Origin of the sequence: Pantoea sp. Taur, from assembly GCF_009830025.1 — a bacterium.
Lineage (GTDB): Bacteria > Pseudomonadota > Gammaproteobacteria > Enterobacterales > Enterobacteriaceae > Pantoea > Pantoea communis.
In genome coordinates, this window is the sequence record NZ_SZZZ01000010.1 from 65,028 (window position 1) to 90,647 (window position 25,620).

General features: G+C 55.7%; 26 protein-coding genes. 18 read left to right on the forward strand and 8 right to left on the reverse strand.

Features of this window, described 5'->3' with window-relative positions; all coding sequences use genetic code 11:
* Window positions 1-165 precede the first annotated feature (165 nt).
* Genes FD744_RS14795 through FD744_RS14805 form a run of 3 tightly spaced genes read left to right on the forward strand, consistent with a single transcriptional unit; the run spans window position 166 to window position 6,028 of the window.
* On the forward strand, window positions 166-1,905 hold the full coding sequence (locus FD744_RS14795; protein WP_160868587.1) for an autotransporter assembly complex family protein: 1,740 nt from the start codon (window positions 166-168) through the stop codon (window positions 1,903-1,905).
* The gene (locus tag FD744_RS14800) at window positions 1,902-5,672 is read left to right on the forward strand and encodes a translocation/assembly module TamB domain-containing protein (protein WP_160868588.1); all 3,771 of its coding nucleotides are present in this window, start codon (window positions 1,902-1,904) and stop codon (window positions 5,670-5,672) included. Before FD744_RS14795 ends, FD744_RS14800 begins: the two co-directional genes overlap by 4 nt.
* 2 nt (window positions 5,673-5,674) lie before the next feature.
* Window positions 5,675-6,028: a gamma-glutamylcyclotransferase gene (locus FD744_RS14805; protein WP_034829253.1), complete on the forward strand. Its 354-nt coding sequence runs from the start codon at window positions 5,675-5,677 to the stop codon at window positions 6,026-6,028.
* Between the two features lie 54 nt (window positions 6,029-6,082).
* Here FD744_RS14805 and ppa read toward each other — a convergent pair whose 3' ends face one another.
* The 3 genes from ppa to FD744_RS14820 form a co-directional block, all read right to left on the reverse strand.
* Window positions 6,083-6,613, reverse strand: coding sequence for an inorganic diphosphatase (gene ppa, locus FD744_RS14810; RefSeq protein ID WP_034829250.1), 531 nt, complete (start codon window positions 6,611-6,613; stop codon window positions 6,083-6,085).
* Between the two features lie 100 nt (window positions 6,614-6,713).
* On the reverse strand, window positions 6,714-7,163 hold the full coding sequence (locus tag FD744_RS14815; RefSeq protein WP_038644476.1) for a DUF441 domain-containing protein: 450 nt from the start codon (window positions 7,161-7,163) through the stop codon (window positions 6,714-6,716).
* Between the two features lie 71 nt (window positions 7,164-7,234).
* Window positions 7,235-7,648, reverse strand: a complete 414-nt coding sequence (locus FD744_RS14820; RefSeq protein WP_160868589.1) for a lysozyme inhibitor LprI family protein — start codon at window positions 7,646-7,648, stop codon at window positions 7,235-7,237.
* Window positions 7,649-7,819: 171 nt separating this feature from the next.
* Here FD744_RS14820 and FD744_RS14825 point away from each other — a divergent pair, with 171 nt between their 5' ends.
* A complete protein-coding gene (locus FD744_RS14825) occupies window positions 7,820-9,379 on the forward strand; it encodes a methyl-accepting chemotaxis protein (protein WP_160868639.1) in 1,560 nt (519 codons plus the stop codon).
* Between the two features lie 17 nt (window positions 9,380-9,396).
* Here FD744_RS14825 and FD744_RS14830 read toward each other — a convergent pair whose 3' ends face one another.
* Window positions 9,397-9,687 carry a helix-turn-helix domain-containing protein gene (locus tag FD744_RS14830; protein ID WP_097119505.1) on the reverse strand — a complete coding sequence of 97 codons (291 nt, stop codon included), beginning with the start codon at window positions 9,685-9,687 and terminating at the stop codon, window positions 9,397-9,399.
* A gap of 92 nt (window positions 9,688-9,779) precedes the next feature.
* On the opposite strand from FD744_RS14830, the gene FD744_RS14835 reads away from it, so the two are divergent.
* On the forward strand, window positions 9,780-10,037 hold the full coding sequence (locus FD744_RS14835; RefSeq protein WP_034829244.1) for a helix-turn-helix transcriptional regulator: 258 nt from the start codon (window positions 9,780-9,782) through the stop codon (window positions 10,035-10,037).
* A gap of 51 nt (window positions 10,038-10,088) precedes the next feature.
* On the opposite strand, the gene fbp is transcribed toward FD744_RS14835, so the two are convergent.
* A complete protein-coding gene (fbp, locus tag FD744_RS14840) occupies window positions 10,089-11,093 on the reverse strand; it encodes a class 1 fructose-bisphosphatase (RefSeq protein WP_034829242.1) in 1,005 nt (334 codons plus the stop codon).
* Window positions 11,094-11,259: 166 nt separating this feature from the next.
* Here fbp and mpl point away from each other — a divergent pair, with 166 nt between their 5' ends.
* Window positions 11,260-12,615, forward strand: coding sequence for a UDP-N-acetylmuramate:L-alanyl-gamma-D-glutamyl-meso-diaminopimelate ligase (gene mpl, locus FD744_RS14845; protein WP_160868590.1), 1,356 nt, complete (start codon window positions 11,260-11,262; stop codon window positions 12,613-12,615).
* A 111-nt stretch (window positions 12,616-12,726) separates the two neighbouring features.
* Here the strand turns inward: mpl and yjgA are convergent, their stop codons facing one another.
* Window positions 12,727-13,275 carry a ribosome biogenesis factor YjgA gene (gene yjgA, locus FD744_RS14850; RefSeq protein WP_160868591.1) on the reverse strand — a complete coding sequence of 183 codons (549 nt, stop codon included), beginning with the start codon at window positions 13,273-13,275 and terminating at the stop codon, window positions 12,727-12,729.
* A 116-nt stretch (window positions 13,276-13,391) separates the two neighbouring features.
* Between yjgA and pmbA the strand changes: the two genes are divergently transcribed.
* The 11 genes from pmbA to FD744_RS14905 all read left to right on the forward strand — a co-directional run bounded on the left by pmbA (window position 13,392) and on the right by FD744_RS14905 (window position 23,112).
* Complete coding sequence (pmbA, locus tag FD744_RS14855) at window positions 13,392-14,732, forward strand: metalloprotease PmbA (RefSeq protein ID WP_045816560.1); 1,341 nt, start codon at window positions 13,392-13,394, stop codon at window positions 14,730-14,732.
* A gap of 194 nt (window positions 14,733-14,926) precedes the next feature.
* Window positions 14,927-15,313, forward strand: a complete 387-nt coding sequence (cybC, locus tag FD744_RS14860) for a cytochrome b562 (protein WP_038644492.1) — start codon at window positions 14,927-14,929, stop codon at window positions 15,311-15,313.
* A 254-nt stretch (window positions 15,314-15,567) separates the two neighbouring features.
* Window positions 15,568-15,906 (forward strand): glycine dehydrogenase, encoded by a 339-nt coding sequence (locus FD744_RS14865; protein WP_034829231.1) that lies wholly within the window; start codon window positions 15,568-15,570, stop codon window positions 15,904-15,906.
* 17 nt (window positions 15,907-15,923) lie between these two features.
* Window positions 15,924-16,280: an SFCGS family glycine-rich protein gene (locus FD744_RS14870; RefSeq protein ID WP_009087404.1), complete on the forward strand. Its 357-nt coding sequence runs from the start codon at window positions 15,924-15,926 to the stop codon at window positions 16,278-16,280.
* Between the two features lie 2 nt (window positions 16,281-16,282).
* The gene (locus tag FD744_RS14875; RefSeq protein ID WP_034829228.1) at window positions 16,283-16,582 is read left to right on the forward strand and encodes a DUF4312 family protein; all 300 of its coding nucleotides are present in this window, start codon (window positions 16,283-16,285) and stop codon (window positions 16,580-16,582) included.
* A 25-nt stretch (window positions 16,583-16,607) separates the two neighbouring features.
* Complete coding sequence (locus FD744_RS14880) at window positions 16,608-17,384, forward strand: DUF4311 domain-containing protein (RefSeq protein ID WP_034829226.1); 777 nt, start codon at window positions 16,608-16,610, stop codon at window positions 17,382-17,384.
* A 12-nt stretch (window positions 17,385-17,396) separates the two neighbouring features.
* Complete coding sequence (locus tag FD744_RS14885) at window positions 17,397-18,044, forward strand: DUF4310 family protein (RefSeq protein ID WP_034829224.1); 648 nt, start codon at window positions 17,397-17,399, stop codon at window positions 18,042-18,044.
* Between the two features lie 160 nt (window positions 18,045-18,204).
* Window positions 18,205-19,338 (forward strand): amidohydrolase/deacetylase family metallohydrolase, encoded by a 1,134-nt coding sequence (locus FD744_RS14890; RefSeq protein WP_160868592.1) that lies wholly within the window; start codon window positions 18,205-18,207, stop codon window positions 19,336-19,338.
* Window positions 19,322-20,443, forward strand: coding sequence for a DgaE family pyridoxal phosphate-dependent ammonia lyase (locus FD744_RS14895; RefSeq protein ID WP_160868593.1), 1,122 nt, complete (start codon window positions 19,322-19,324; stop codon window positions 20,441-20,443). Before FD744_RS14890 ends, FD744_RS14895 begins: the two co-directional genes overlap by 17 nt.
* A complete protein-coding gene (locus tag FD744_RS14900; protein WP_038644502.1) occupies window positions 20,440-21,177 on the forward strand; it encodes a KDGP aldolase family protein in 738 nt (245 codons plus the stop codon). The genes FD744_RS14895 and FD744_RS14900 overlap by 4 nt, the downstream gene beginning before the upstream one ends.
* 24 nt (window positions 21,178-21,201) lie before the next feature.
* The gene (locus FD744_RS14905) at window positions 21,202-23,112 is read left to right on the forward strand and encodes a BglG family transcription antiterminator (RefSeq protein ID WP_160868594.1); all 1,911 of its coding nucleotides are present in this window, start codon (window positions 21,202-21,204) and stop codon (window positions 23,110-23,112) included.
* A gap of 130 nt (window positions 23,113-23,242) precedes the next feature.
* Here the strand turns inward: FD744_RS14905 and FD744_RS14910 are convergent, their stop codons facing one another.
* The gene (locus FD744_RS14910; RefSeq protein WP_034829216.1) at window positions 23,243-24,145 is read right to left on the reverse strand and encodes a LysR family transcriptional regulator; all 903 of its coding nucleotides are present in this window, start codon (window positions 24,143-24,145) and stop codon (window positions 23,243-23,245) included.
* 129 nt (window positions 24,146-24,274) lie between these two features.
* Between FD744_RS14910 and FD744_RS14915 the strand changes: the two genes are divergently transcribed.
* Window positions 24,275-24,976 (forward strand): pirin family protein, encoded by a 702-nt coding sequence (locus FD744_RS14915; protein WP_160868595.1) that lies wholly within the window; start codon window positions 24,275-24,277, stop codon window positions 24,974-24,976.
* A 70-nt stretch (window positions 24,977-25,046) separates the two neighbouring features.
* Here the strand turns inward: FD744_RS14915 and dolP are convergent, their stop codons facing one another.
* Window positions 25,047-25,619 carry a division/outer membrane stress-associated lipid-binding lipoprotein gene (dolP, locus tag FD744_RS14920; RefSeq protein ID WP_034829213.1) on the reverse strand — a complete coding sequence of 191 codons (573 nt, stop codon included), beginning with the start codon at window positions 25,617-25,619 and terminating at the stop codon, window positions 25,047-25,049.
* Between the last annotated feature and the right edge of the window lies 1 nt (window position 25,620).

Sequence of the window (25,620 nt, forward strand, 5' to 3'; positions counted from 1 at the left end):
CCATTTACCGACAATAGGAAATGATTTGGCTTAGTGACCATTTTTCCTCAGCCATCCGCCGAAAAGAGCGGCTATGCTGATGGGTAAGCGAGTGGTGGTGATAGCCTCCGATGAGAAATAACGCCCCTGCGGAATAAGGGGCAGGCATTATTAACAGGAGTACGCGTGCCGCGATTGCATATTTATTGTTTGGCCAGCCTGTTGCTTGCTGCACCTGCCGTTGAGGCAGCGAAAGTGCGCTTGCAGCTTGAAGGGCTAACCGGGGATTTACAGAAGAACGTCAGGGCGCGCCTGTCCACCATTGGAAGTGACGAAGTGTCGAGTGATGGGCGCTTCCAGGCGCGTGTCTCGCAGGCGATTAAAGAAGGCTTGCGGGCACTCGGTTATTACGAACCCGAAATCGATTTCGAATCACGTCCCGCGCCGCCGCAGGGCGGTCGACCGGTGCTGATCGCCCACGTTAAGCCGGGCGAACCAGTGAAAATCGGTGGCAGTCATATCGTGGTCGAAGGTGCGGCGAAAAACGATGATGATTATAAAGCCTGGGTGAAGCAGGGCACGCCGAAAGTCGGCACCCAACTCAATCACGGCGAATACGACACATTTAAAAATGGCTTCTCCAGCCTGGCACTGCGTAATGGTTACTTCGACGGTGACTTTAAGCAAAGCCAGCTTGGCGTTTCGGTCGAAAGACGCGAAGCATTCTGGGATATCGATTACGACAGTGGTCCGCGCTACCGTTTTGGCGATGTCAGCTTCCAGGGCTCGCAAATCAACGAAGCCTATCTGCGTAATCTGGTGCCGTTCAAAAAGGGCGATCCCTACAGCTCGCGCGATTTAGCGGAACTGAACCGCCGCTTGTCAGCCACGGGCTGGTTTAACTCGGTGGTCGTTGCCCCGGAATTCGACAAAGGTCGCCAGACCAAAGTGCTACCGCTGAATGCCGCCGTTTCGCCACGCGTTGAAAACACCATCGAAGCCGGTGTCGGCTATTCCACCGATGTCGGCCCGCGCCTGAAAGGCACGTGGAAAAAGCCGTGGATCAACAGCAGCGGTCATAGCCTCACCGCCAGCTCCTATATTTCCGCACCTGAACAACAGCTCGATCTCAGCTATAAAGTGCCCTTGCTGAAAAGCCCGCTGGAGCAGTATTACACCTTCTCCGGTGGTTTGAAGCGTACCGATCTCAACGACACCAAAGCCGATACCACCACGCTGGGCGTGTCGCGTAACTGGGACAGCAGCTCCGGCTGGCAGCGCGCGGTAAACCTGAAATGGAGTCTCGATCACTTCACCCAAGGCAGTGTCACCAACACCACCATGCTGCTCTATCCGGGCGTGAGTTTGAGCCGCACGCGTTCGCGCGGTGGCTTGATGCCGACCTGGGGCGATTCGCAGCGTTATTCCGTCGATGTCTCCGATACCACCTGGGGATCGGATGTCGACTTCCTGATCCTGCAGGCGCAAAACGTCTGGATCCGTATGCTGGGCGAGAAAAATCGCTTTGTGGTACGCGGTAACCTGGGCTGGATCGAGACCAACGACTTCGACAAAGTTCCGCCGGATCTGCGCTTCTTCGCCGGGGGCGACCGCAGTATTCGCGGCTATAAATACAAAGATGTCTCGCCACGCGACAGTGACGGCAAGCTGACCGGTGCCTCCAAAATGGCCACCGGCTCGCTGGAGTATCAATACAACGTGACCGGCAAGTGGTGGGGCGCGGTGTTTGTCGATTCCGGTGAAGCGGTAAACGACATCAAACAGAGTGATTTTAAAACCGGTGCTGGTATTGGCGTGCGCTGGGCTTCTCCGGTCGGGCCAATCAAATTTGATATCGCACGGCCGATTGGCGATGACAAGGAACATGGTTTGCAATTCTATGTAGGACTGGGGCCTGAACTATGAAGCTGTGGAAAAAGGTCCTGATTGGATTCGGTATTTTTCTGGTGGTGCTGTTTGGCAGCGTGGCGTTTCTGATTGGCACCACACCCGGATTGCATCTGGTGCTGAAAGGTGCCGATCGCTGGGTGCCTGGTTTATCTATAAACAAAGTCGAAGGTGGCTGGCGCGATCTGACGCTGAGTGGGGTGAAGTATGAGATGCCGGGCGTCAGCGTGGATGCGGGACGCTTCCATTTGGCGCTCAACCTGAACTGCCTGCTGCACTCGTCGGTGTGCGTGAATGACATCGGCTTGCAGGATGTCAGCGTGGTGGTCGACAGCAAGAAAATGGCCCCGGCCGCTGCACCACCGCCGCAGGAAGAGAGCGGTAGCACCAACCTGACCACGCCGTATCCGATAACGCTCAGCAAGGTCGGGCTGCATAACATCAACGTCAAAGTGGATGACACATCCATCTCGCTGCTGGACTTCACCACCGGCCTCAACTGGCAGGGTCGCGCGCTGACGTTAACCCCAACGCATATTCAAAGCCTGCTAATAGCGCTGCCGAAGGCGGCGAAAGTGGTTGATGAGCAAGTGGTGCAGCCGAAAGTGCAACAGCCGCAGCCGGATGAGAAACCCTTGGGTGAAACGCTGCAAGAGATGTTTGCCAAACCGCTGTTACCCGAACTGCCTGACTTCCAGCTGCCGCTGGATATTACCGTTCAGGAGCTGCTCGGCGAACAGCTGCTTCTGACCGGCGATACCGATGTGTCGATTACCCGTCTGTTGCTGAAAGCCAAAACCGCTGACCGCCATCTTCAGTTAGAAACCTTTGACATCGATTCACCGCAAGGGCAGGTGAATGCCAGCGGTGATGCGCAACTGGCGGATAACTGGCCAGTGAATTTTTCGCTGAATGGATCGCTGAATCTCGATCCGATCAAGGGCGAGAAGATCAAAATGAACCTTAGCGGTGCGATGCGTGAAGAACTGAAGCTGGGGCTGAATCTCTCGGGCCCGGTCCGCGCACAGTTGGATGCCGCAGCACAACCGGCGGTGGCGGGTCTGCCACTGTCACTGAAACTCACCAGCCCGGAATTGCGCTGGCCGCTCACCGGCCCGGTGCAGTATCAGGCGGATAACCTCGATTATCAGTTCAAAGGCAAAGCCACCGACTACGTGATGTCGCTGCGTACCGCCGTGAAAGGCGAAGCGGTGCCGCCGGCGACCATCTCGCTCGACGGCAAAGGCAACGTGCAGCAGTTCAGTCTGGACAAGCTGCGCGTGGCGGCACTGCAGGGCAATGTCGATTTAACCGCGCTGGTGGACTGGAGCAAAGCCATTAGCTGGCGCAGTGAACTGACGCTCTCCGGCATCAACACCGCCAAACAGTACCCGGACTGGCCTGCCAAACTCGACGGCAAAATTGCCACACGTGGCAGCCTGTACGGCGGCAGTTGGCAGCTCAGCGTGCCGCAGCTGGAGCTGAAAGGGAACGTGAAGCAGAACGCCGTCAGCGCCAATGGCTCACTCACCGGCAACAGCTATAACCAGTGGAAAATCCCGGGCATTAACATCGCGCTGGGCCGCAACCATTTGGACGTGAAAGGTGAACTGGGCGACAAGCTCAACCTGGATGCCAATATTGATGCGCCGCACCTGGATAACGCACTGCCGGGACTCGGCGGCGTGGCGAAAGGCACGGTAAAAGCACGCGGCACCTTGCAGGCACCGCAGCTGCTGGCCGATCTCACTGCAACCGGCTTGCGCTGGCAGCAACTGCAGATTCGTCGTGTGGCGCTGGAAGGAGATGTGAAATCCAGCGATCAGATCGCCGGTAAGCTGCAGCTGCGCGTTGAGCAACTGCAACAGGACGCGCTGAAGATCAATATGTTGACGCTGAATGCGGACGGCAACGAGAAGCAGCATCAGCTCAAGCTGAACGTGCAGGGCGAGCCGGTCTCCGGCCAGTTGGCACTCAACGGCAGCTTTGATCGCAAAACTGAACGCTGGCAGGGCAATCTCAACAACACCCACTTTGATACCCCGGTGGGCGAATGGCGTCTGACGCGTGCGATGGCGATTGATTACCTCAACACTAAGCAGACCGCCACTATCGGGCCACACTGCTGGCAGAACCCGAATGCCCAGCTGTGTGTACCGGAGCCGATTGAAGCCGGGGCCAGCGGTCACGCCCATGTGGTGCTGAACCGCTTTGATCTGGCGATGATCAAACCTTTCCTCACGGATGCCACCAAGCTTAATGGCGTATTCAGTGGGGATGCGCGTGTGAACTGGACCGCCGACGGCGCGCTGCCAACCGGTACGGTCTCGCTGAAAGGTAACGGCGTGAAAGTCGAACAAGACGTGCAGGGCAACACGCTGCCGATCGCCTTTGACACGCTTAACCTGAATGCCGCGATGCGCAACGGTCGTGCCCAACTCGATTGGCTGATTCACATCGTCAACAACGGCCAGCTGAGCGGTAATGTGCAGATTGCCGATCCGCAAACCCGTCGCCAGCTGTCAGGTAATATTGGTATCAGCAATCTGTCGCTGGCGATGTTCAATCCGGCGTTGATGCAGGGTGAAAAGATTAAAGGCAACCTCAATAGCAACTTGCGTCTGGGCGGCACACTGCAACAGCCGCAGGTGTTTGGCCAGTTGGGGTTGAGCGATGTCAACGTGCAGGCCAGCTTTATGCCGGTCACACTCACCTCCGCCAATCTGAACATGGTGTTCAATGGCATGAGTTCGACGCTTAACGGCCTGTTACAGACGACGCAGGGCAACCTCAATCTGGGCGGCAATGCCGACTGGAGCCAGCTGGATAACTGGCGTGCGCGCATCACCGCGCAGGGCAACCGTATTCGTGTCACCGTGCCACCGATGGTGCGTATGGATGTCTCGCCAGACCTGGTGTTTGAAGCCACGCCAGCCGCCTTCAATCTGGATGGCAAAGTGGATATTCCGTGGGCGCGCATCACGGTGCAGGAAGTGCCGGAAAGCGCCACTGGCGTCTCCTCGGATGAGGTGATGCTGGATAAAGATCTCAAGCCGATTCAACCGAAGACCGCCGCCATTCCGATCAACAGCAACCTGGTGATCCATGTCGGTAACGATGTGCGGCTGTCAGCCTTTGGTCTAAAAGCCAAGCTGAATGGCGATCTTAAACTGGTGCAGGATAAAACCGGTCTGGGCTTAAACGGACAGATCAATATTCCTGATGGCCGCTTCCACGCTTACGGGCAGGATCTGATTGTGCGTAAAGGCGAGTTGCAGTTTGCCGGGCCGCCAGATCAGCCGTACGTTAACCTTGAAGCGATACGTAACCCGGAAGCCACCGAAGATGATGTCACCGCCGGTATTCGCGTCACCGGCCTGGCCGATGAGCCGAAAGTCGAGGTGTTCTCTGACCCCGCCATGTCGCAGCAGGAAGCGCTTTCTTACTTATTACGCGGTCAGGGACTCAGCAGTGATGGCGACAGTAATGCATTAACTTCAGCACTTGTGGGGTTAGGGGTTGCACAAAGTGGTCAGGTTATGGGTAAAATCGGCGAGACATTCGGCGTCAGTAACCTCGCGCTTGATACCACCGGTGTAGGCGACAGCCAGCAGGTGCAGGTGAGCGGTTATGTACTGCCGGGTCTACAAGTAAAATACGGTGTTGGCATATTTGATTCACTGGCGACGTTAACCTTGCGTTACCGCCTGATGCCCAAACTCTATTTGGAAGCCGTGTCCGGTCTCGATCAGGCACTGGATTTGCTCTATCAGTTTGAGTTTTAGCAATGCGAATAATTGTCTACGGCAGTTTACGGCGCAAACAGGGAAACAGTCACTGGATGACGAATGCGCAATGGCTCGGCGACCATCAGATTGAAGGGTTTGCGCTCTACAATCTGGGTCACTACCCGGGCGTCGTTGAAGATGAGGGAACCGTCTTCTGCGAAGTGTATCGCATCGACGCCAGCACGCTGGGCGAACTCGATGCCTTGCGCACCAAGAATGGCGAGTACAAACGCCAACTCATCCAGACGCCTTACGGCAGTGCCTGGCTGTATGTCTATCAGCGTTCGATTGCGGGTCGCACCCGCATTGCGAGCGGTGACTGGCTAAAGCGCGACGACGCACCCGAGGCATAAATAAAAACACCGTCCATTGGACGGTGTTTTTTTATGCTTGCGAGGCAGAGAAGATTATTTCTTCTGTGCGCGCTCGTAAGAAGAGATGATTTCAGCTTTGGCCGCTTCAGCGTTGTCCCAGCCGTCAACTTTTACCCATTTGCCTTTTTCCAGATCTTTGTAGTGCTCGAAGAAGTGGGTGATCTGCGCTTTCAGCAGTTCTGGCAGGTCGTTCACATCTTTGATGTGATCGTATTCTTTGCTCAGTTTGGTGTGCGGAACCGCAACCAGTTTGGCATCTTCGCCAGACTCGTCGGTCATTTTCAGCACGCCAACTGGACGGCAGCGAATCACTGAGCCCGGCACCAGCGGATACGGGGTTGGTACCAGCACGTCAACCGGATCACCATCCAGAGACAGGGTGTGGTTGATGTAACCGTAGTTGCACGGATAGAACATGGCGGTAGACATGAAACGGTCTACAAACAGGGCGCCAGACTCTTTGTCCACTTCATATTTGATCGGATCGGCGTTAGCTGGGATCTCGATAACGACATAGATATCTTCTGGCAGTTCTTTACCTGCAGGCACCTGGTTCAAACTCATCTGGCTTTCCTTCATTGGTCGTATGTTGAGTGACGGCTATTATAGCCAACTGACTCTGAAAGTATGCCCCCTTTTTGGCGTTTCGGAATGCTCCAACGGCCTACTTCGCGGTGACAAACAGCGAGACAATCCCTGCAGCAATCAGTGGTCCGACCGGCACACCACGGAAAAAAGCCACGCCAATCACGGTGCCGATTAACAATCCACCAATCACTGAAGGCTGCACGCTCATAAAACTGACGCCGCGCCCGCCCAGCCAGGCAACAAACACCCCGACAATGATCGCCACGATCGATTGCCAGTTAGCAAATGACTTCAGCAAGGATGAAGCGGGCAGCGTCCCACTTGCCAGTGGTGCCATCACTGCGACAGTTAGAATAATAATACCGATCTGAATGCCCTGTTTTTCCACATACGGGAAGAACTGCGACAGCGGTGTCAGCTTGATGGCGAGCAGGATCAGAATGGAAATGGTAACGGCACTGTTATGAACGAAATAGCTCAGGACGGCGAGGCAGACCAGAATGATGGTAGAGGCATAAGCAGCCATGTTTTCTCCCTGAAGATGGATGGATGCGCAGGTCAGTGCCTGCGCTGACGTTTTTTTAACGCCACCATTTATCAACAATCATCGGGATTGGCGCAACTGCCTTTGTTCATTGATTGCAACATTAAAGCCTGATTCCGCACCAGATTAACGCCCTGAGCCCCGATGGAAAGGGCTGCCATGCTGCCCTGGCGACTCACAAAATAGCTGCGGCTGGCCTCGATCCAGCTATCGCGATAGGCCAGCCACGCGCGTTGGGCAGCACGTAATTTGTCTTTAGGTTCGCCAGTTAATTTTTTCATTATCTGGTTGTACTGCGTATTCATCTCTTTATCCCAGGCCTTATTGGCGCTGCCGTAGCACTGAGACATGCCTGCGGTGCTGGATTCCTTGTCCAGACACTGTTGCAGCTGCTGGTCGAGCGGATGCGTCTGCGCCATAGCCATACTACTGGCGAACAGACAGGCAATCGGGAGCCACTTTTTCATCATTTCATTCCTTCATTTTTGCGCAGCGGACTTCAGAAAAGCTGAAGGGTAAGCGAACGTCGGCAGATTGACCATCAACATTGGATAAAGTTTCTGCGCCCAGCTGCCGATAATCTCTCCGTTTTAGGGCCAGTGGAGTTCTGCCTTTTCATACACACGGGAATGATCATGATCAGACAACTATCAATACGTACCGCTTTACTTGCGTTGTTGGCCATCATGACGGTGATGCTGTTAGCCGTCAGCGCCATGGGCATCTATGCCATTAATGCTGGAAATCAATCTCTGGATGCGCTGAACCGCATTCAGGGGATTGAACTCAATAAGCTCTACCAAAGCCGTTCAGATTTAATGCGCGCCCGCGCCAATGCGGCGCTGGCCGTTCGTAAGATCGAAATTGGTCTGTTGGATGACGGCGCCAAAGTCACGCAGCAGGCGCAAGCCGCAGTGGACAGTTCTCACCAGTTCCTCAAAGCATTTGTCGATGCAGGCACCGTAACAGCGCATGGTAAAACTCTGGCCGATGCGATTGTGGCGACCTACAACGTCTACGATAAAGAAGGCATCACGCCCATGATGGATGCCTTAAAAAAACAGTATACCGATGAGTACTATCAGGTGCTGGAAGGCAAACAATCACAGCTGGCAGCAAACTATTCGAAGGCGGTGAATGATTTCAGTATTTACGCCGATGAAGTCTCTGCGGCACGCCTCAAGCAGGCGGCTGACAACGAAGTCCGGATGAAGGTGATGATTGGCGTGGTGATGGTACTGACACTGCTGCTGATCGTACTGGCCTGGCAGTTGTTGCGTCGCTCGCTGCTGCGTCCTCTGGACAACGCAATCGTGCATCTGGAACAGATTGCGGCGGGCGATCTCTCGCAGCCTTTACCTGCCGCAGGCAAAAATGAAATTGGTCGCCTGAATCAGGCCCTTTCCGATATGCAGCTGGCGTTGCGTGATTCGGTGAGTCAGGTGCGTGAAGCCAGCATGCAGATTGATGTGGGCAGCCGTGAACTGGCGGCGGGCACTGTGCATCTGTCGCAGCGCACCGAAGAGTCCGCTGCTTCGCTGGAGCAAACTGCCGCCAGCATGGAGCAGCTGACCGCCACCGTCCGTCTTAACGCCAGTAACGCTCAGCAGGCCAATCAGTTGGCCAGCAATGTATCGACCAGCGCCGATCGTGGCGCAGAGGTGGTGGGTTACGTGATGGAGAAGATGCAGGAGATCACCCAAAGCTCTAACCGCATCGGCGACATCCTCAGCGTGATTGATGGTATCGCCTTCCAGACCAATATCCTCGCGCTGAACGCCTCGGTGGAAGCCGCGCGTGCTGGCGAGCAGGGCCGAGGCTTTGCCGTGGTCGCTAACGAAGTGCGTACGCTGGCTGGCCGCAGTGCGACCGCCGCTAAAGAGATTCGTGAGTTGATCAGTGAATCGCAGACGCGCGTCAAGGAGGGCAGCGATATGGCGACACGCGCCGGTGAAACCATGGATGAAATCTCCAGCGAAGTGATGCGTGTGACCTCACTGATGAAAGAGATCTCTATTGCCTCGGAAGAGCAGAGCCGTGGGATTGAGCAGGTGAATCAGGCGGTGACGCAGATGGATGAAGCCGCGCAGCAAAACGCCGCGCTGGTGGAAGAAGCCAGCGCCGCCACGCAGTCACTGGAAGCGCAGTCACAGCAGTTGCAGGAATCAATGGCGCAGTTCCGCGTGGTCGCCGCGTAAAAACAGGTGCAACGTGCTTATGGCGCGTTGCTACTTATCTCTTCAGCAAAGCGCAGGATCATGTCTGCTAATTGGTCATCTTCTGCCAGAAAATAGGCGGCGGGGATCTCCAGCGCTTTCGCCAGCAGTTGCAGCGTCAGTAAATCGGGCTGATGCACACCGACTTCATAACGATTGATGCGCGCACTGGCGGAAAATTCTTCAATGCCAGCGGCAATCCCTAACCCTTTTTGCGAAAAACCCTTCACCAGACGCACCTGTTTCAGGCGTCTACAGAAGGTTTTTTGCAGGGAAGAGGTCGGTTTCATGCCTACGAGAATCGTAGATTTGCTGCTTGTCAGATACTACGAGTAACGTAGTATCGTTATGGCAACCTATAACGAGAACTAAGGAGAGTGACGTGGGTGAAAGCAAGCAGGACTGGCATCAGGCCGATATTATTGCCGCCTTACGCAAGAGAGGGACTTCATTAGCCGCCGTATCACGTGAGGCGGGGTTGTGTTCGACCACTTTGGGCAATGCCTTAATCCGGCCCTGGCCCAGGGGCGAATGGCTGATTGCCGAAGCGATTGGCATCGCACCGGATGAAATCTGGCCTAGCCGCTACTACTCCGCGCAGGGTGAATTGATTGATCGGCAAGCAAAGCGGCGAAAATAACCTAATAAAAAGCCCGCTCATTATTGGCGGGCTTTTTCAAATCACATCAGCTTATTCGTGGCTGTCCGGGAACTCACGCATAAAGCGCTCAACGTCATCCACCATCGCATCGTTACCGCAGAAGAACGGGCAACGCTGGTGCAGGGTTTCAGGCTGGATGTCGAGGATACGGTTGGCACCATCGCTGGCTTTGCCGCCGGCTTGTTCCGCCAGGAATGCCATTGGGTTGCACTCATATAGCAGACGCAGTTTGCCTTTCGGGTGACTAGCGGTGCTTGGGTAGAGGTAGATACCGCCTTTCAGCAGGTTACGGTGGAAGTCTGCCACCAGTGAACCGATATAACGCGAGGTGTACGGACGCTTGGTGGCGATATCCTCTTCCTGACAGAACTTCAGGTATTTCTTCACGCCCTGCGGGAAGCGAATGTAGTTACCTTCGTTGATGGAGTAGGTGTAGCCTTTCTCCGGGAAGGTCATGCGCTCATGGCTCAGACAGAACACGCCCAGTGACGGATCGTAAGTAAACGCATGCACGCCCACACCGGTGGTGTAAACCATCATGGTGGAAGAACCGTAAACCACGTAACCGGCCGCAACCTGCTTGTTGCCCGGCTGCATAAAGTCAGCTTCGGTGATCGGCGTACCCGGCTCACTGATGCGGTGGTAGATGGAGAAGATGGTGCCGACGGAAACGTTCACGTCGATGTTGGAAGAGCCGTCCAGCGGATCCATCAACACCACGTATTTACCGTCTTCTGAGCCTTCAAAGATGACAAACTCATCTTCTTCTTCGGAAGCGATACCGGCAACCACTCCACGCGCTTTCAGGGCAGCTTTCAGTTTTTCATTCGCGAAGAGGTCCAGCTTCATCTGCTGTTCGCCCTGCACGTTTTCCACGCCGCTGGCACCGAGGATATCCACCAGACCCGCTTTGTTGATGTCGCGGTGGATAATCTTGGCTCCGAGCTTAATGGAGGAAATCAGCGCCGTCAGTTCACCTGTGGCGTGTGGAAAGTCGTGTTGCTTCTCGACGATGAATTCGCCTAACGTTTTCATAACACATTCCCTGAATCTACGATGGAGTGGCAGCAGCTTTAACACGCTACCAACGTATGAGCGCAGTTTAGCCGATTGAACTTTAAAAACCATAGTCCTAATCCGTTTCTTCCCACTCTGCTCGGGGTTACACTGTGCGCCGAACTTTTGAGTAATGGATCTCTTTATGCGTATTCACATCCTTGGGATTTGTGGCACTTTCATGGGCGGACTGGCAATGCTGGCCCGTTCGCTAGGGCATGAAGTGACCGGCTCTGACGCCAATGTCTACCCGCCGATGAGCACCTTGCTGGAACAGCAAGGCATTGAATTGACTGAAGGTTATGACGCCAGTCAGCTTGAGCCGCAGCCGGATCTGGTGATCATTGGCAACGCCATGACGCGCGGTAATCCGTGTGTGGAAGCGGTACTGGAACGTAACATTCCGTACCTCTCTGGCCCGCAGTGGCTGCACGATTTCGTGCTGCGTGACCGCTGGGTACTGGCCGTGGCCGGAACCCATGGCAAAACCACTACCGCAGGCATGGCAGCGTGGATTCTGGAGGCCTGTGGCCTTGAACCGGGCTTTATCATCGGTGGGGTGCCAGGAAACTTCGAGGTTTCGGCAAAATTAGGAAAAAGTCCATTCTTTGTGATTGAGGCGGATGAATACGACAGCGCGTTCTTCGACAAGCGTTCCAAATTTGTCCACTACTGCCCGCGCACGCTGATCCTCAACAATCTCGAATTCGATCACGCCGATATCTTTGACGATCTGCGCGCGATCCAGAAGCAGTTCCATCATCTGATTCGCATCGTGCCGGGCCAGGGCAAAATCCTGCTGCCGGAGCACGATAACAATCTCAAGCAAGTGATGGCGATGGGCTGCTGGAGCGAGCAGGAAACCGTCGGCGACAACGGTCACTGGCAGGCGAAAAAGCTGACGCCGGACTCCTCCCACTGGGAAATCTGGCTGGACGGCGAGAAAGTCGGTGAAGTGAACTGGGCGCTGGTCGGCGAGCACAACATGCACAATGGCCTGATGGCGATTGCGGCCGCGCGTCACGTCGGGGTGAAACCGGTGGATGCCGGTGAGGCATTGAGCAGCTTTATCAATGCGCGTCGTCGTCTTGAGCTGCGTGGTGAAGTGAATGCCATCAAGGTGTATGACGATTTTGCCCATCACCCCACCGCGATTCTGGCCACGCTGGCGGCGCTGCGCAGCAAAGTCGGTGGTACCGCGCGTATTCTGGCGGTACTGGAGCCGCGATCCAACACCATGAAGATGGGCGTGAGCAAAAACGAGCTGGCCCCCTCTCTGGGTCGCGCCGATAGCGTGTTCCTGTTCCAGCCGCACCACATTCCATGGCAGGTGTCTGATGTCGCGGAAGCCTGCATCCAGCCGGCGAAGTGGAGCGCGGATATCGATACGCTGGTGGAAATGGTGGCAAAAGAAGCCCAGCCAGGTGATTCCATTCTGGTGATGAGTAACGGCGGGTTTGGTGGCATTCACCAGAAACTGCTGGAGAGATTGGGACGTTGATGGCGTGGCGACCCTTTAATCGGGGTTGCCACTGGGTTTGATGACGCTCTGTTATTTGCCCAAACTAAAAAGGGTCGCCCACTGGCGACCCTTTTTATGCACGCGGTAAACTCACGCCTCTGCCAGCTCGCGCAGATACTGGAAGATCTGACGGGTGGCTTTCGGTGGTTTGTTAGCGGCTTTCTCTTTCTGCGCATTACGGATCATGGTGCGCAGCTGCTGGCGATCGGCCTGCGGATAGAGATTAATCACTTCTGCGATAGCATCATCGCCTTTCTCGATCATGCGATCGCGCAGTTGCTCGAGTTTATGGAACAGCGCAACCTGCTGGTTATGGCGGTTCTTCAGCTTATCCAGTGCCTGACGAATCGGATCTTCATCGCGCGCGCGCAACATCTTACCGATCAGCTGCAACTGGCGGCGACGGCCTTCCTTTTTAATACGCTGTGCCAGCTCAATGGCGGCACGCAGATCATCGTCGAGTGGAATTTTGTCGAGGGAGTTTTTCCCCAGATCAACTAACTCGGCGCCCAGGCGTTTCAGCTCTTCGGCGTCGCGTTTAATTTCGCTTTTGCTGACCCAGATAATCTCTTCGTCTTCATCTTCTTCGTTTTGATTATCTGGCACATTGTCGAGCCAGTCATCGGGCTGCTTGGTCATCTCTTGGCTCCCTAAAAAAAAGAGGCTAATCCTACCAGTTTATCGGGCGACTGCGAAATTGTTCTCTGAGTCTGATAGACTCAATGAATTCATACTTAAGATTAGACGGCAGGTCGATGAACGTATCTACTCAGGTTGCAGAACAACGTAAAGTGTTAGAACAGGCTGTCGCGCAGGCGCTGGAACTGGCGAAAGCCAGCACCGATGGAGCAGAAGTCGCGGTGACCAAAACCACCGGCATCGGCGTCAGTACCCGCTATGGCGAAGTGGAAAACGTCGAATTCAACAGCGATGGTGCACTTGGCATCACCGTCTATCATCAGAACCGCAAAGGCAGTGCCTCCTCGACCGATCTCAGCCCGGATGCCATCAAACGCACCGTGCAGGCGGCGATCGACATTGCGCGCTACACCTCGGTTGATCCTTTTGGCGCACCGGCCGATCCCGATCTGCTGGCGTTTGAAGCGCCGGATCTCGATCTTTACCATCCGTGGGAGATCGACGCCGATCGCGCTATCGAATGGGCTGCACAGGCCGAACAGGCGTCGCTGCAAGCTGACAAGCGCATCACCAATACCGAAGGCGGCAGCTTTAACAGCCACGTCGGCATCAAAGTGTTCGGTAACAGCCACGGCATGTTGCAGAGCTACTGCTCCAGCCGCCATTCGCTCTCCAGCTGTGTGATTGCCGAGCAGGATGGCAACATGGAGCGCGACTATGCCTACACCATCGGCCGTTCCATTGACGATCTGCAAACTGCGGATTGGGTGGGACAAGAGTGCGCACGTCGCGTGTTGTCACGCCTGGCGCCGCGCAAACTGCCAACCATGAAAGCGCCGGTGATCTTCGCGCCGGAAGTGGCGACGGGTCTGTTTGGCCATCTGGTCGGCATGATCAGCGGCGGTAGCGTCTATCGCAAAGCGACCTTCCTGCTGGATTCACTCGGCAAACAGATTCTGCCCGAGTGGCTGACCATTGAAGAGAAGCCGCACCTGCTGAAAGGGCTGGCGTCTACGCCGTTCGACAGCGAAGGCGTGCGTACCCAGGCGCGTGACATTATCAAAGATGGCGTGCTGCAAAACTGGCTGCTGACCAGCTATTCGGCACGCAAGCTTGGCCTGCAGAGCACCGGTCATGCGGGCGGCATTCACAACTGGCGCATTGCGGGTCAGGGGCATAGCTTTGAAGATATGCTGAAGCAGATGGGCCGTGGTTTAGTGGTTACCGAAATGATGGGCTCCAGTGTCAGCGCCATGACCGGTGATTACTCACGCGGTGCCTCAGGCTTCTGGGTTGAGAACGGTGAAATCCAATATCCTGTGAGTGAGATCACAATTGCGGGCAACCTCAAGGATATGTGGCTCAATATGGTAACGCTCGGTAACGACATTGAAACGCGCAGCAATATACAATGCGGGTCGGTGCTGCTGCCGGAGATGAAAATCGCCGGACAATAAAGACATCGCTTCATGAAAGCAGCCCGCAAGGCTGCTTTTTTTTTAGCCCGACAATAATACCCCTAAATAATTCGCGTGACAGAAAGGCGGCAAGTGAATGAATCCTCAGGACATTACATCAGTAAGTGACTGAGGTGAGTGAGCGTAGCCAACGTGTCTGGAACCTGAAATATGACGGGAAATAAGGAATATTTATGCGTAAGCATGTGATTGCAATGTTGTCTCTCTCGCTGTTGTTCTCCTCGGCTAGCGTATTCGCCGCTGACCTGAAGAGTGATATGGATACCCTGAAAGATGGCCTGAGCGTGGTGAAGAAAACCTCTGATGCTCAGGAAATGCAAACCGCGCTCGGCAAGATGCGCCAGGCGGCGGAGGATGCTAAAAAATCCACGCCGGAAAAACTGGAAGGTCAGGCTGCCGATAGCGCCCAGATTAAGGATTATCACGCCGGTCTTGATTCTCTGATTGCGCAGATTGATGTCGTCGATCAGTTGGCGAAAGCCAACAAGCTCGACGAAGCCAAAACTGAAGCGAAGAAGTTGGAAGATATTCGTAACGCCAACCATAAGAAATTCCGCTGATAACCCGGCCAGCCCTGTGGCTGGCCTTATCTCCTCTCGCATTCCCTCCGTTTAAACGCATCGATTTCCGTCATAACCCGCATTTTTGTGACCTGTTTCGCACACTTCATGCGTAGTGCGATCTGGCGCACACACGCCCGTGGGATTTCCACTTTGAGGTGGAAAAGATGCGTCTCCACAGCCTGAAGCGGAAAGCGTAATTTCTTTCTAACGCGAATTATCTCTAATTATCCGCAGTAAACAGGAGTAGCAAGGTGAGGAGTGAAGCTGTCCCGCTGAAACCGAGTACGCCAGAAGCCATTCAGGCGTTGGCGGATAACACGTTGAAGCAGATTGCGGCGATCTACGCCGCGCACCACATCGAAGCCAATGCCGTGCAGCAGCAAATGCTGGCCTCGCATGTACGGGCGATGGCAGCGCGTTCCCTCACGGGAGAAGCCTTGCCGGAAGTGGAAGCCGAACTGTTTGAAGATATCTCGCCAGAAACCATGGCGCTGGCACAGCAGGTGGTGGATCTGTTTGGCAATCTGCCCAAAGAAGAAGCCTGGCTGTTATCGGTGCATATCGAAGTGGCGAAATCCAACGAAGCATAAATCGAGAGGAATTGAACATGGTAACAGTCGTGATTGGTGATCGTCTGGGTAAAGGTCAGAAAGTCGCAGCCGGTATTGAGAAAGCAGGCGGCCGTGCCGTGGTGGTGCCGGGCGTCGCAGCGGATATGAAGCTGGGCGATGTGATGAAAGCGGAAAACGCCGATTTCGGCATCTCCTTCTGCGGCAGCGGCGGCGCGGGTGCCATCACTGCACAGAACAAATATGGCTACAAAGCCAAACACGGTATGCGTTCGATTGATGAAGGCGTGACCGCCATCAACGAAGGCGCCACCGTGCTGGGCTTTGGCTTTATGGATAAAGAAGAGCTGGGTGAACGTCTGGTGCAGGCCTGGAATAAAAAACACGGCAGCTAAGCATGAAACAGCAATACGAGACGCAGGTAACGGTGCAGGGCAAAGGCGACAGCAAAGCGAAAGCCTTTTCCGATGCATTGAGCAAGGTGCAGCAGCAAGTGCTGCGCACCAGCCAAAAGATTCTGTTGCGCATTGAACCCATAGATGTGCGGGTGCTGCGCGCGCAGGAGAGCGTACGCACAGAGAAGTTCTTGTTCTTCTTTCTGGCGCGCGAACGACGGAATTACAGCGTCGAGCTGGAGATTACCGTCAGCGTCACCGTGATCGACACCGACAAGGTGGATTTCATCGCGACGAAATAAAAACGACAACAAAGGGTACAACAACATGTTTTTAATCATTTTGTTTAAGTCGTTGATCATTGGTGGATTGGTTGGCGTTGGGGTAGGAGCGGGCGCAGCGCGCATGTTCCACGCACCGACCACCCAGGGTATGGGCGCGTTTCGTACCTTGGGTGAACTCAATTCCTGTGAAGGCGATCCTGCATCGCACTTTTCCTTTGGTCTTGGCTTCTTCTTTAACGCCTGGGCATCGTCTGTGGCGGCAGGCTCCTTCACACAGGACGTTGACCACCGCATTTTGCCCAACTGGGGCGCGGCTGCGTTGATGGTGAAAAATCGTAACGTCGCGGAAACCCTGCACAACCCGAAACGCATGGCGATTGCCTGCGGCATCATCGGCATGATCGTGGTGGCGTTCCTCAACAGTACCGCTTCTGCGGTGCCGGCGGCATTACAGGTTACGGCGGTTAAAGTACTGGTGCCGGCGGCCAACCTGCTGGTGAACACCGTAATGCCGGTGATCTTCTGGCTGGCAGCGATTGATGCCGGTAAGAAATCCGGTTTCTGGGCGACCATCTTTGGTGGTCTGGCGCAGTTGATCATGGGCAATGCCGTACCGGGTCTGGTGCTGGGTATCCTGATTGGTAAAGGCGTGGAAGAGAGCGGCTGGAACAAAGTCACCAAAGTGATGATGTTCGCGATTGTGCTGCTGTTCGCTCTGAGCGGCTTCTTCCGTGGTTTCGACATGAAACTGCTGCAATCCTTCCAACTTGGCATTCCTGGCTGGCTGGACATGATTCACAACAGCCTGAGCGGCAAATAAGGAGCCTTGAGAATGAACGAGACCGAAAACAAAGGGTTCTGGTACGCCGACTGGTCTTTCCCGATCTTTGTTGGCCTGCTGTCCGCCGGGGTGTTTGCCGGTACGCACATGTACTACCTGTACGGCATCGGTGCATTTAACGAAGTGGCGTTTGTTTCAATGCTGCGTTCCGGCATGGAAACCGGCGTGTATGGCGCCGTGGCGGCGTTTGGTGCCAGCTTCCTGTTTGCCCGCATCATCGAGGGTTCGCTGGTCGGGATTCTGGATATTGGCGGTGCGATTCAAACCGGTGTCGGGCTGGGCGTTCCGGCTTTGCTGCTGGGCGCGGGCATTGTGTTCCCGGTGGCGAACTTTGCCGCATCACTGGCCACGGGCCTGGTGGTGGGTTTAGCGATCGGTTATCTGATTATCCTGGCGCGTAAGTTCACCATCAATCAGAGCGATTCCACCTACGGTGCGGACGTGATGATGGGCGCAGGTAATGCATCGGGTCGCTTCCTTGGGCCGTTGATCATCCTGTCTGCGATGGCCGCGTCGATTCCGATTGGCATCGGTTCGCTGGTGGGTGCGTTGTTGTTTTATCTGTGGAACAAACCGATCACCGGTGGCGCGATTTTAGGTGCCATGGCGTTAGGCGCAATGTTCCCGGTTTCGCTGTAAAGCTGTCACCGATTTAACGGTCGCCCTTCACGGCGACCCTACGATTGAACAGTGCATTCTGTGTGGAGGCGCATTGATGACCCCACACAGATGTGATGCAAATTCCGTAGGGTGCGTATTGATGCGCACCAGGCTGAATGCAGGTTGTTAAGGAGTAAATATGTTTGATCTGATTCTGCGCCGCGCGCGTTTGTGCGACGAACAGCTGGTGGATATCGCCATCCAGCACGGCAAAATTGTTGCGGTCGGCGACGTCAGCGGTTCAGCTCAGCAGGAGCGCGATTTAGAGGGGCGCTATTACGTCAGCGCCGGCTGGATCGACAGCCACGTGCACTGCTATCCCAAATCCCCGATTTATCACGATGAAGCCGATGCGATTGGGATGGCGCAGGGCGTCACTACCGTGGTTGATGCAGGCAGCACCGGCGCGGATCATATCGACGATTTCTATCAGCTCACCCGTTCCGCCACCACTGAAGTACGCGCGCTGATCAACATCTCACGCACCGGCATCATCACCCAGAACGAACTGGCGGATATGGCGCAAATCGACGGTGATGCGGTGGTGCAGGCGGTGAAACGTCGCCCGGACTTTATCGTGGGGCTGAAAGCGCGCATGAGCAGCAGCGTGGTGGGTGAAAATGGCATTCAGCCGCTGATTCGCGCCAAAGCCATTCAGCAGGCGGCGGGAAATCTGCCGCTGATGGTGCACATCGGCAACAACCCGCCGGTGCTGGAAGAGATCGCCGATTTGCTCACCTCCGGTGACATCATCACTCACTGCTTCAACGGCAAACCGAACCGCATTCTGTCGCCGCAGGGCGAACTGAAAGCCGCGGTGAAAAATGCCATCGCGCGCGGCGTGAAGCTGGATATCGGCCACGGCAGCGCCAGCTTCAGCTTCGAAGTGGCCCGTCAGGCCATCGCGCAGGGCATTCTGCCCGACACTATTAGCTCGGACATTTACTGTCGCAACCGCATCAACGGCCCGGTACATAGCCTGGCGCACGTGATGTCGAAATTCTTCAGCATTGGCATGACGCTGCCGCAGGTTATCGACTGCGTCACCGGTAATGCCGCTGCTGGCCTGCGCTTAGCGGGCAAAGGGCGCTTAACCGAAGGTTATGACGCCGACCTGACCATTTTTACCGTCAAAGAGGAAGCCCGCCCGTTCGTTGATGCTGAAGGCGAACGGGTTTTGGGTGAGCAACATTTGCTGCCGCTGGCCGTGGTTGTCGCGGGTGAGTGGCATCTGACAGATGAAGGGAAAGCCAATCATGTCTTCGATTTATGAAAAATATGACCTGAAACAGGTCATCAATGCCTCCGGTCGTATGACCATTCTCGGTGTTTCAACCCCATCTGCCGATGTGGTCGAGACCGTCAGCTACGGTTTGAATCACTATTTCGAGATCAAAGATCTGGTCAATAAAACCGGCGCCTATATCGCTAAACTGCTGGATGTGGAGAACGCGGTAGTGGTCTCCTGCGCCTCGGCTGGCATCGCGCAGAGCGTGGCGGCGGTGATCGTCAAAGATAACGACTGGCTGCTGGACAACCTGCATGCCGCGCCGCTGACCGTGCCGCACGATATTGTGGTGCCGAAAGGCCACAACGTGAACTTCGGCGCACCGGTGGGCGCGATGGTGGCACTGGGCGGTGGACGTTTAGTGGAAGCCGGTTACAGCAACGAGTGCTCGCCTGAGCAGCTGGCCGCCGCCATCACGCCAACCACGGCGGCGCTGCTGTACATCAAATCACATCACTGCGTGCAGAAGAGCCACCTGAGTGTGGAGCAGGCGGCGGTGGTCGCGCGTAAACACGGTATCCCGTTAATCGTGGATGCGGCGGCAGAAGAAGATCTGCAGTGCTACTACCAGATGGGTGCAGACCTGGTGATCTACAGCGGTGCCAAGGCGATTGAAGGGCCGACCAGCGGTCTGGTGATTGGCCGCACCCAGTACGTTGAATGGGTCAAACGTCAAAGCAACGGTATTGGCCGCGCGATGAAAGTTGGTAAAGAGGGCATTCTCGGTCTGACGCAGGCGATTGAAAACTATCTGGTGCAGCCGAAAACCACCGGCGCTGAGATGGTCGCCAACATGACGCCGTTTATCGACAACCTCAATACGCTGAATGGTGTGTCCGCACGCGTAGTGTGGGATGCGGCGGGCCGCGATATCGCCCGTGCTGAGATCAAGTTCGATGAAGCCGTCACACAATGGCCAACCGGCGAGCTGGTGCAGGCGTTGAAAACCGGCGACATTGCTATCTACTTCCGTGGCTACAAGGCCAATGAAGGCATTATCGAAGCCGACGTGCGCAGCGTCAGTGCCGATCAGTTGCATATTATTTTTAGCCGTATCCAGGCGTTACTCAGCGGAGGAAAACGCGCATGAGTCTGAACCCGAATTTCTATCAGGGCCGTCTGTGCCTCAACGTGCTGGCCGGTTCTAAGCAGAACGCCAAAGAGATCTGGCAGGCCGCAGAAGGCCACGTGCTGGTGGGCGTCTTATCAAAAAATTACGCGAGCAATGAAGAAGCGATTGCCGATATGCGTGAGTACGCGGCACTGATCGACAACGCGCTGTCCGTCGGACTGGGCGCGGGCGATCCGAATCAGTCGGCGATGGTGAGTGAGATCTCAGCGGTGCTGCAACCGCAGCACGTGAACCAGGTGTTTACCGGTGTGGCGACCAGCCGCGCGCTGCTCGGGCAGAATCACACCGTGGTCAACGGTTTGATTTCACCAACCGGCACGCCGGGCCTGGTGAAAATTTCCACCGGACCGCGCAGCTCGCAACTGGAAGATGCGATTGTGCCGATCGACAGCGCCATCGCCATGCTGCAAGACATGGGTGGCAGTTCGGTGAAATACTTCCCGATGGGCGGCTTAAAAGCGGTGAATGAGTACCGTGCCGTTGCTGAAGCCTGTGCGCGTCACGACTTCTGGCTGGAACCGACCGGCGGCATCGATCTCAATAACTTCGAAGCCATTGTGCAGATTGCACTCGATGCGGGCGTCAGCAAAGTGATTCCACACGTCTATAGTTCGATCATCGACAGTGCCACTGGCGACACGCGCATTGACGATGTGCGTCAGCTTCTGGCAACGTGCAAGAAACTGCTGTAACAAACGAGTCACAGGTGAAGCTCCGTGAGATTTCCCAATCAGCGTCTGGCCCAACTTTTCGCTGCGCTGCAAAACGAAACGCTGCCACAGGATGAACTGGCGCGCCGCTTTTCAGTTTCAACGCGCACGGTGCGCACCGATATCACCGCGCTGAATGCGCTGCTGGAGCAACACGGCGCACAGTTCGTACTGGCGCGCGGCGCGGGATATCAGCTGAAGATCGACGATGTGGCGCTTTTTGACCGTCTGCAGGAAGAGAGCGCCGCGCCGCTGCGCGTGCCGCGCACTTCTCAGGATCGCGTGCGCTATTTGCTCACGCGTTTTCTCACCGCCGCCTATTCACTCAAGCTGGAAGACCTGTCGGAAGAGTGGTTTGTCAGCCGCGCTACCCTGCAAAGTGATATGGCGGAAGTGCGCGAGTGGCTGGGCCGCTATCATCTGAATATCGAAACCAAGCCGCATTACGGCATGAAGTTGTTCGGCAGCGAAGCGGCGATCCGCACCTGCCTGACGGATTTGCTGTGGCAAATTGATCAGGAGATGCCCGACAGCCCGCTGTTGACGGTGGAAGCGCTGCACAGCGGCATCCTGGCACAGCTGGAACCGCTGTTGCAGCACTGCTTTAATCAGTATGCGATTCGCCTGAGCGATGAGGGCGAGCGCTATCTGCAAATTTACTGTGCGGTGGCGGTGCGACGCATCAGCGAAGGTTTCCCGCTCAACGATCCCGGCGCAGAAGATGTCGGTGATGAGGTGCGCGAAGCCGCGCATCATCTGGTGAATCTGATGCAGCCGCTGGTCGGCAAACCGATCTCGCAGGCGGAAGAGAACTGGCTGCGCGTCAATATCGCCGCCCGGCAGATTCAGGCGCTGTCGCCCAGCACCATTAATGCTGATGACGCCGATGCGTTAGTCGATTACCTGCTGAACTACATCAACACCCATTACAACTACCGCTTGCAGCAGGATGAGCAACTGCGGGCCGATCTGCTCACCCATATCAAAACTATGATTACCCGGGTGCGCTACCAGATTCACATCCCCAACCCGCTGCTGAGTAACATCAAACAGCACTATCCGATGGCGTATGACGTGACGCTGGCGGCGGTCACCAGCTGGGGAAAGTACACGCCGTACAGCATCAGCGAGAACGAAATCGGTTTTCTGGTGCTGCACATCGGTGTCGGGCTAGAGCGGCATTACGATGTCGGCTATCAACGCCATCCGCAGGTGCTGTTGGTGTGCGACAGCGGCAACTCCACACTGCGCATGATTGAAGCGCTACTGCTGCGTAAATACCCGCAGTTGGTGGTCACGGCGCGTTTGTCGCAGCGTGATTACGAGATGCGCGAACACATTGACGAAGATTTCGTGATTTCCACCGTGCGTTTGAGTGAGAAGAATAAACCGATTGCGGTGATGTCGCCGTTCCCGACCGAGTTCCAGCTGGAGCAGTTGGGTAAGCTGGTGCTGGTGGATCGCACACGGCCTTACATGCTGGAAAAATACTTCGATGCACAGCACTTTATGGTGCTGGATAAGCCGATGACGCAATCCGCGCTGTTCCGCGTGTTGTGCGATCAGCTGGAGTCAGAAGGCTGTGTGGATGCGGACTTTTATCCCTCCGTCGAAGAGCGAGAAGCGATTGTCAGCACCCTGCTCGGCGAAGGCATTGCGCTGCCACACTCACTGGGATTGCTGGCGAAGAAAACCGTGGTGTATACCGTGCTGGCGCCGCATGGCGTGAGCTGGGGTGATGAAACCGCTTCGGTGATTTTCATGCTGGCGATCAGCAAAAGCGAATACGAAGAGGCGATGGCGATTTACGATCTGTTCGTCACCTTCCTGCGGGAGAGGGCGATGACCCGATTGCGCGATTGCGCGGATTTCGTCAGCTTTAAAGCGGTGGCGATCGATTGTCTGAGCCGGATGTGATCGTCAATCAGGGCGGCTTGAATATCGCCAAAACAATGTCCGGCATGAATTCCGCATTAAAATGTTTGGGATGAATGCCGCCATTACGATGTTCGGCGTTGGGGTGGCATTTATCCCGTTCTGGTCTTAATCAACCGCGCTGCTTTGCCAGCAACCGCGGGATTTCACGCAGGCACCACGCCTTGGCTTCACCCATGCTATCGCGGCGCCACGCCATAATAATATCCACTTCACGGGTGTATTCGGCACTCACCACACGCAGACGACCTTCGGCGATATCCTGTTCCACCATCGGATAAGGCATGGTGGCGACACCCAATCCTGCCAGCAGCGCTCGGCGTTTATCGTCCATGCTACTCACCGTCAGGCGTTGCTGTTTATCCAGCAGCTGCACCGTTAACACCGGGCGTTCGCGCGCGGTATCCGCCACCGCGATGCCGCGATACTTCACGCGCGTCACTTCAGACAGCGGCTCGGCTTCCTGATGAATCGGGTGATCCGGACTGGCCACGTAGACGCTCATAATGCTGTAGAGCTTACGGGTGTTGATCTCGGTTGATGCACGGAAATGCATATCAGGCGCTATCACGATATCTGCGCGGCCTTGTTCCAGGCGCTCCCAGGCACCGGCCAGCACTTCCGTCACCAGCGAAATCTGCGTGTTGGCTTTCTCAGCCAGCTTTTCAACGACAGGAAACAGCAGATTGGTGGGGATCAGTGCTTCGGCCACGATGGTGAGATGGGTTTCCCAACCGCGAGCCAGCGCTTCGGCATCGGTGGTGAGTTTATCGGCCGCTTCCAGCAGCACGCGCCCACGCTCCAGTAGCATACGCCCGACATTGGTGAACTTGGTGCGATGGCCGGATCGGTCAAACAGCACCACGTCCAGCTCTTCTTCCAGCTTCTGCATGGTGTAGCTCAATGCAGAGGGAACGCGGCCAAGTTCATCGGCTGCCGCAGCAAAGCTACCACGACGATCAATAGCATCCATCACACGTAAAGCTTCGAGGGTTAACGCGCGGTCTTTTGCCATGCCGGTTCTCTGTCAGTAAATTTGAATATGCCAGGCAGATTAACTGGCTAACAATCCGGCGTCCAGCCTTTTACCATTAACGTATAAAGCCTGTGGTCGAATCTCACCGCAGTGCGTCGGAGGTAAATCATGATGACAACCCGCTGCGCGTCAGCATGTGGCCAGGCCGATTTCGGTTGGTTGCAGGCGCGATACAGCTTCTCTTTTGGCCACTATTTTGACCCGAAATTAATGGGCTACGCTTCATTGCGTGTGCTCAATCAGGAAGTGCTGGCACCCGGTGCGGCGTTCCAGCCACGCAGCTATCCGCAGGTGGATGTGCTGAACCTGGTGTTGCAGGGCGAAGCAGAGTACCGCGATAGCGAAGGTAACCACCTGATCGCGCGGGAAGGCGAAGCCATGCTGCTGTCGGCGCGGCAGGGCGTGAACTACAGTGAAATCAATATCAGCAAAGATCACCCGCTAACACGCATGCAGCTCTGGCTGGCGGCCTGCCCGGATCGAGAGAATCCGCTGCTGCAGAAAATCGCTGTGCCGCAGCAGACCCGTTTCTTGCTGGCCTCGCCAGACGGCGTGGATGGCAGCCTGCAACTGCGTCAGCAAGTTTGGGTCCATCAGGTGATACTCGCACCCGGTGAGCAGCATATGGTGAAACTGAACGGCCCTCGTGCCTATCTGCAATCTATCCACGGTTCGTTGGATCTGCAGGCAAGTAGCGCCAATCAGGAGTTACTGAGCTGCGGTGACGGCGCGTTCTTGAGTGAAGAACAGCAGATTACGTTGCAGGCGAAAACGCCGCTACGTGCCCTCGTCATCGATTTACCGGCATAAAAAAGGCAGCCCGCTGAGGCTGCCCTTGTCTGTGGTCGGGGCGCAGCTGACTGCGCCCGTCAGATGCAGATTACTTCAGGATGGTGAACGCGGTCGTTACGTGTTTCACACCGCTTACACGACTGGCCACATCGGCCGCCGCAGTGGCTTCCTGTTGTGTCACCAGACCCAGCAGGAACACTTCACCGTTTTCCGTGGTCACTTTCACGTTCGATGATTTCACCTGATCGCTACCCAGCAGCTGCGAGCGGATTTTGGTGGTGATCCAGGTATCGGATGATGAGGTTCCGAGGCTCACTTTCTGGCCAGTGCGGATTTCGTTATACACCTCGGTGGCACCATCCACGCCCATGGCAATCTGCTTAGCGCGGCTCGCCAAATCCGCCGATGGTGATTGGCCGGTCAGCAGCACTTTGCCCTGATAAGCGGTGACCACGACGCGCGCCTGGTTTTTGATTTGTTCATCTTTAGCCAGTGCGTTACTGACACGCAGTTCCAGCGTACCATCATCCACTTGCGTACCTACGGTGCGCGGGTCCGTTGCGGTTTTGGTCGCCACAGCGGCGCCGCCTGCCACAACGGCAACACAGCCTTGCAGCATCATGGCGGTTAAAAGAATGGCGACAGCGTTCAATGCTTTCATT

Excerpts from the sequence above, each read along its gene's own strand:
- dolP (WP_034829213.1), bottom strand. The coding sequence starts at position 25,619 with ATGAAAGCATTGAACGCTGTCGCCATTCTTTTAACCGCCATGATGCTG.
- FD744_RS14880 (WP_034829226.1), top strand. The coding sequence starts at position 16,608 with ATGTTTTTAATCATTTTGTTTAAGTCGTTGATCATTGGTGGATTGGTT.
- FD744_RS14900 (WP_038644502.1), top strand. The coding sequence starts at position 20,440 with ATGAGTCTGAACCCGAATTTCTATCAGGGCCGTCTGTGCCTCAACGTG.
- FD744_RS14870 (WP_009087404.1), top strand. The coding sequence starts at position 15,924 with ATGGTAACAGTCGTGATTGGTGATCGTCTGGGTAAAGGTCAGAAAGTC.
- mpl (WP_160868590.1), top strand. The coding sequence starts at position 11,260 with ATGCGTATTCACATCCTTGGGATTTGTGGCACTTTCATGGGCGGACTG.
- FD744_RS14915 (WP_160868595.1), top strand. The coding sequence starts at position 24,275 with ATGATGACAACCCGCTGCGCGTCAGCATGTGGCCAGGCCGATTTCGGT.
- pmbA (WP_045816560.1), top strand. The coding sequence starts at position 13,392 with ATGAACGTATCTACTCAGGTTGCAGAACAACGTAAAGTGTTAGAACAG.
- FD744_RS14815 (WP_038644476.1), bottom strand. The coding sequence starts at position 7,163 with ATGGCTGCTTATGCCTCTACCATCATTCTGGTCTGCCTCGCCGTCCTG.
- yjgA (WP_160868591.1), bottom strand. The coding sequence starts at position 13,275 with ATGACCAAGCAGCCCGATGACTGGCTCGACAATGTGCCAGATAATCAA.
- FD744_RS14830 (WP_097119505.1), bottom strand. The coding sequence starts at position 9,687 with ATGAAACCGACCTCTTCCCTGCAAAAAACCTTCTGTAGACGCCTGAAA.
- FD744_RS14885 (WP_034829224.1), top strand. The coding sequence starts at position 17,397 with ATGAACGAGACCGAAAACAAAGGGTTCTGGTACGCCGACTGGTCTTTC.
- FD744_RS14805 (WP_034829253.1), top strand. The coding sequence starts at position 5,675 with ATGCGAATAATTGTCTACGGCAGTTTACGGCGCAAACAGGGAAACAGT.
- FD744_RS14910 (WP_034829216.1), bottom strand. The coding sequence starts at position 24,145 with ATGGCAAAAGACCGCGCGTTAACCCTCGAAGCTTTACGTGTGATGGAT.
- cybC (WP_038644492.1), top strand. The coding sequence starts at position 14,927 with ATGCGTAAGCATGTGATTGCAATGTTGTCTCTCTCGCTGTTGTTCTCC.
- FD744_RS14875 (WP_034829228.1), top strand. The coding sequence starts at position 16,283 with ATGAAACAGCAATACGAGACGCAGGTAACGGTGCAGGGCAAAGGCGAC.
- FD744_RS14890 (WP_160868592.1), top strand. The coding sequence starts at position 18,205 with ATGTTTGATCTGATTCTGCGCCGCGCGCGTTTGTGCGACGAACAGCTG.
- FD744_RS14820 (WP_160868589.1), bottom strand. The coding sequence starts at position 7,648 with ATGAAAAAGTGGCTCCCGATTGCCTGTCTGTTCGCCAGTAGTATGGCT.
- ppa (WP_034829250.1), bottom strand. The coding sequence starts at position 6,613 with ATGAGTTTGAACCAGGTGCCTGCAGGTAAAGAACTGCCAGAAGATATC.
- FD744_RS14800 (WP_160868588.1), top strand. The coding sequence starts at position 1,902 with ATGAAGCTGTGGAAAAAGGTCCTGATTGGATTCGGTATTTTTCTGGTG.
- FD744_RS14895 (WP_160868593.1), top strand. The coding sequence starts at position 19,322 with ATGTCTTCGATTTATGAAAAATATGACCTGAAACAGGTCATCAATGCC.
- fbp (WP_034829242.1), bottom strand. The coding sequence starts at position 11,093 with ATGAAAACGTTAGGCGAATTCATCGTCGAGAAGCAACACGACTTTCCA.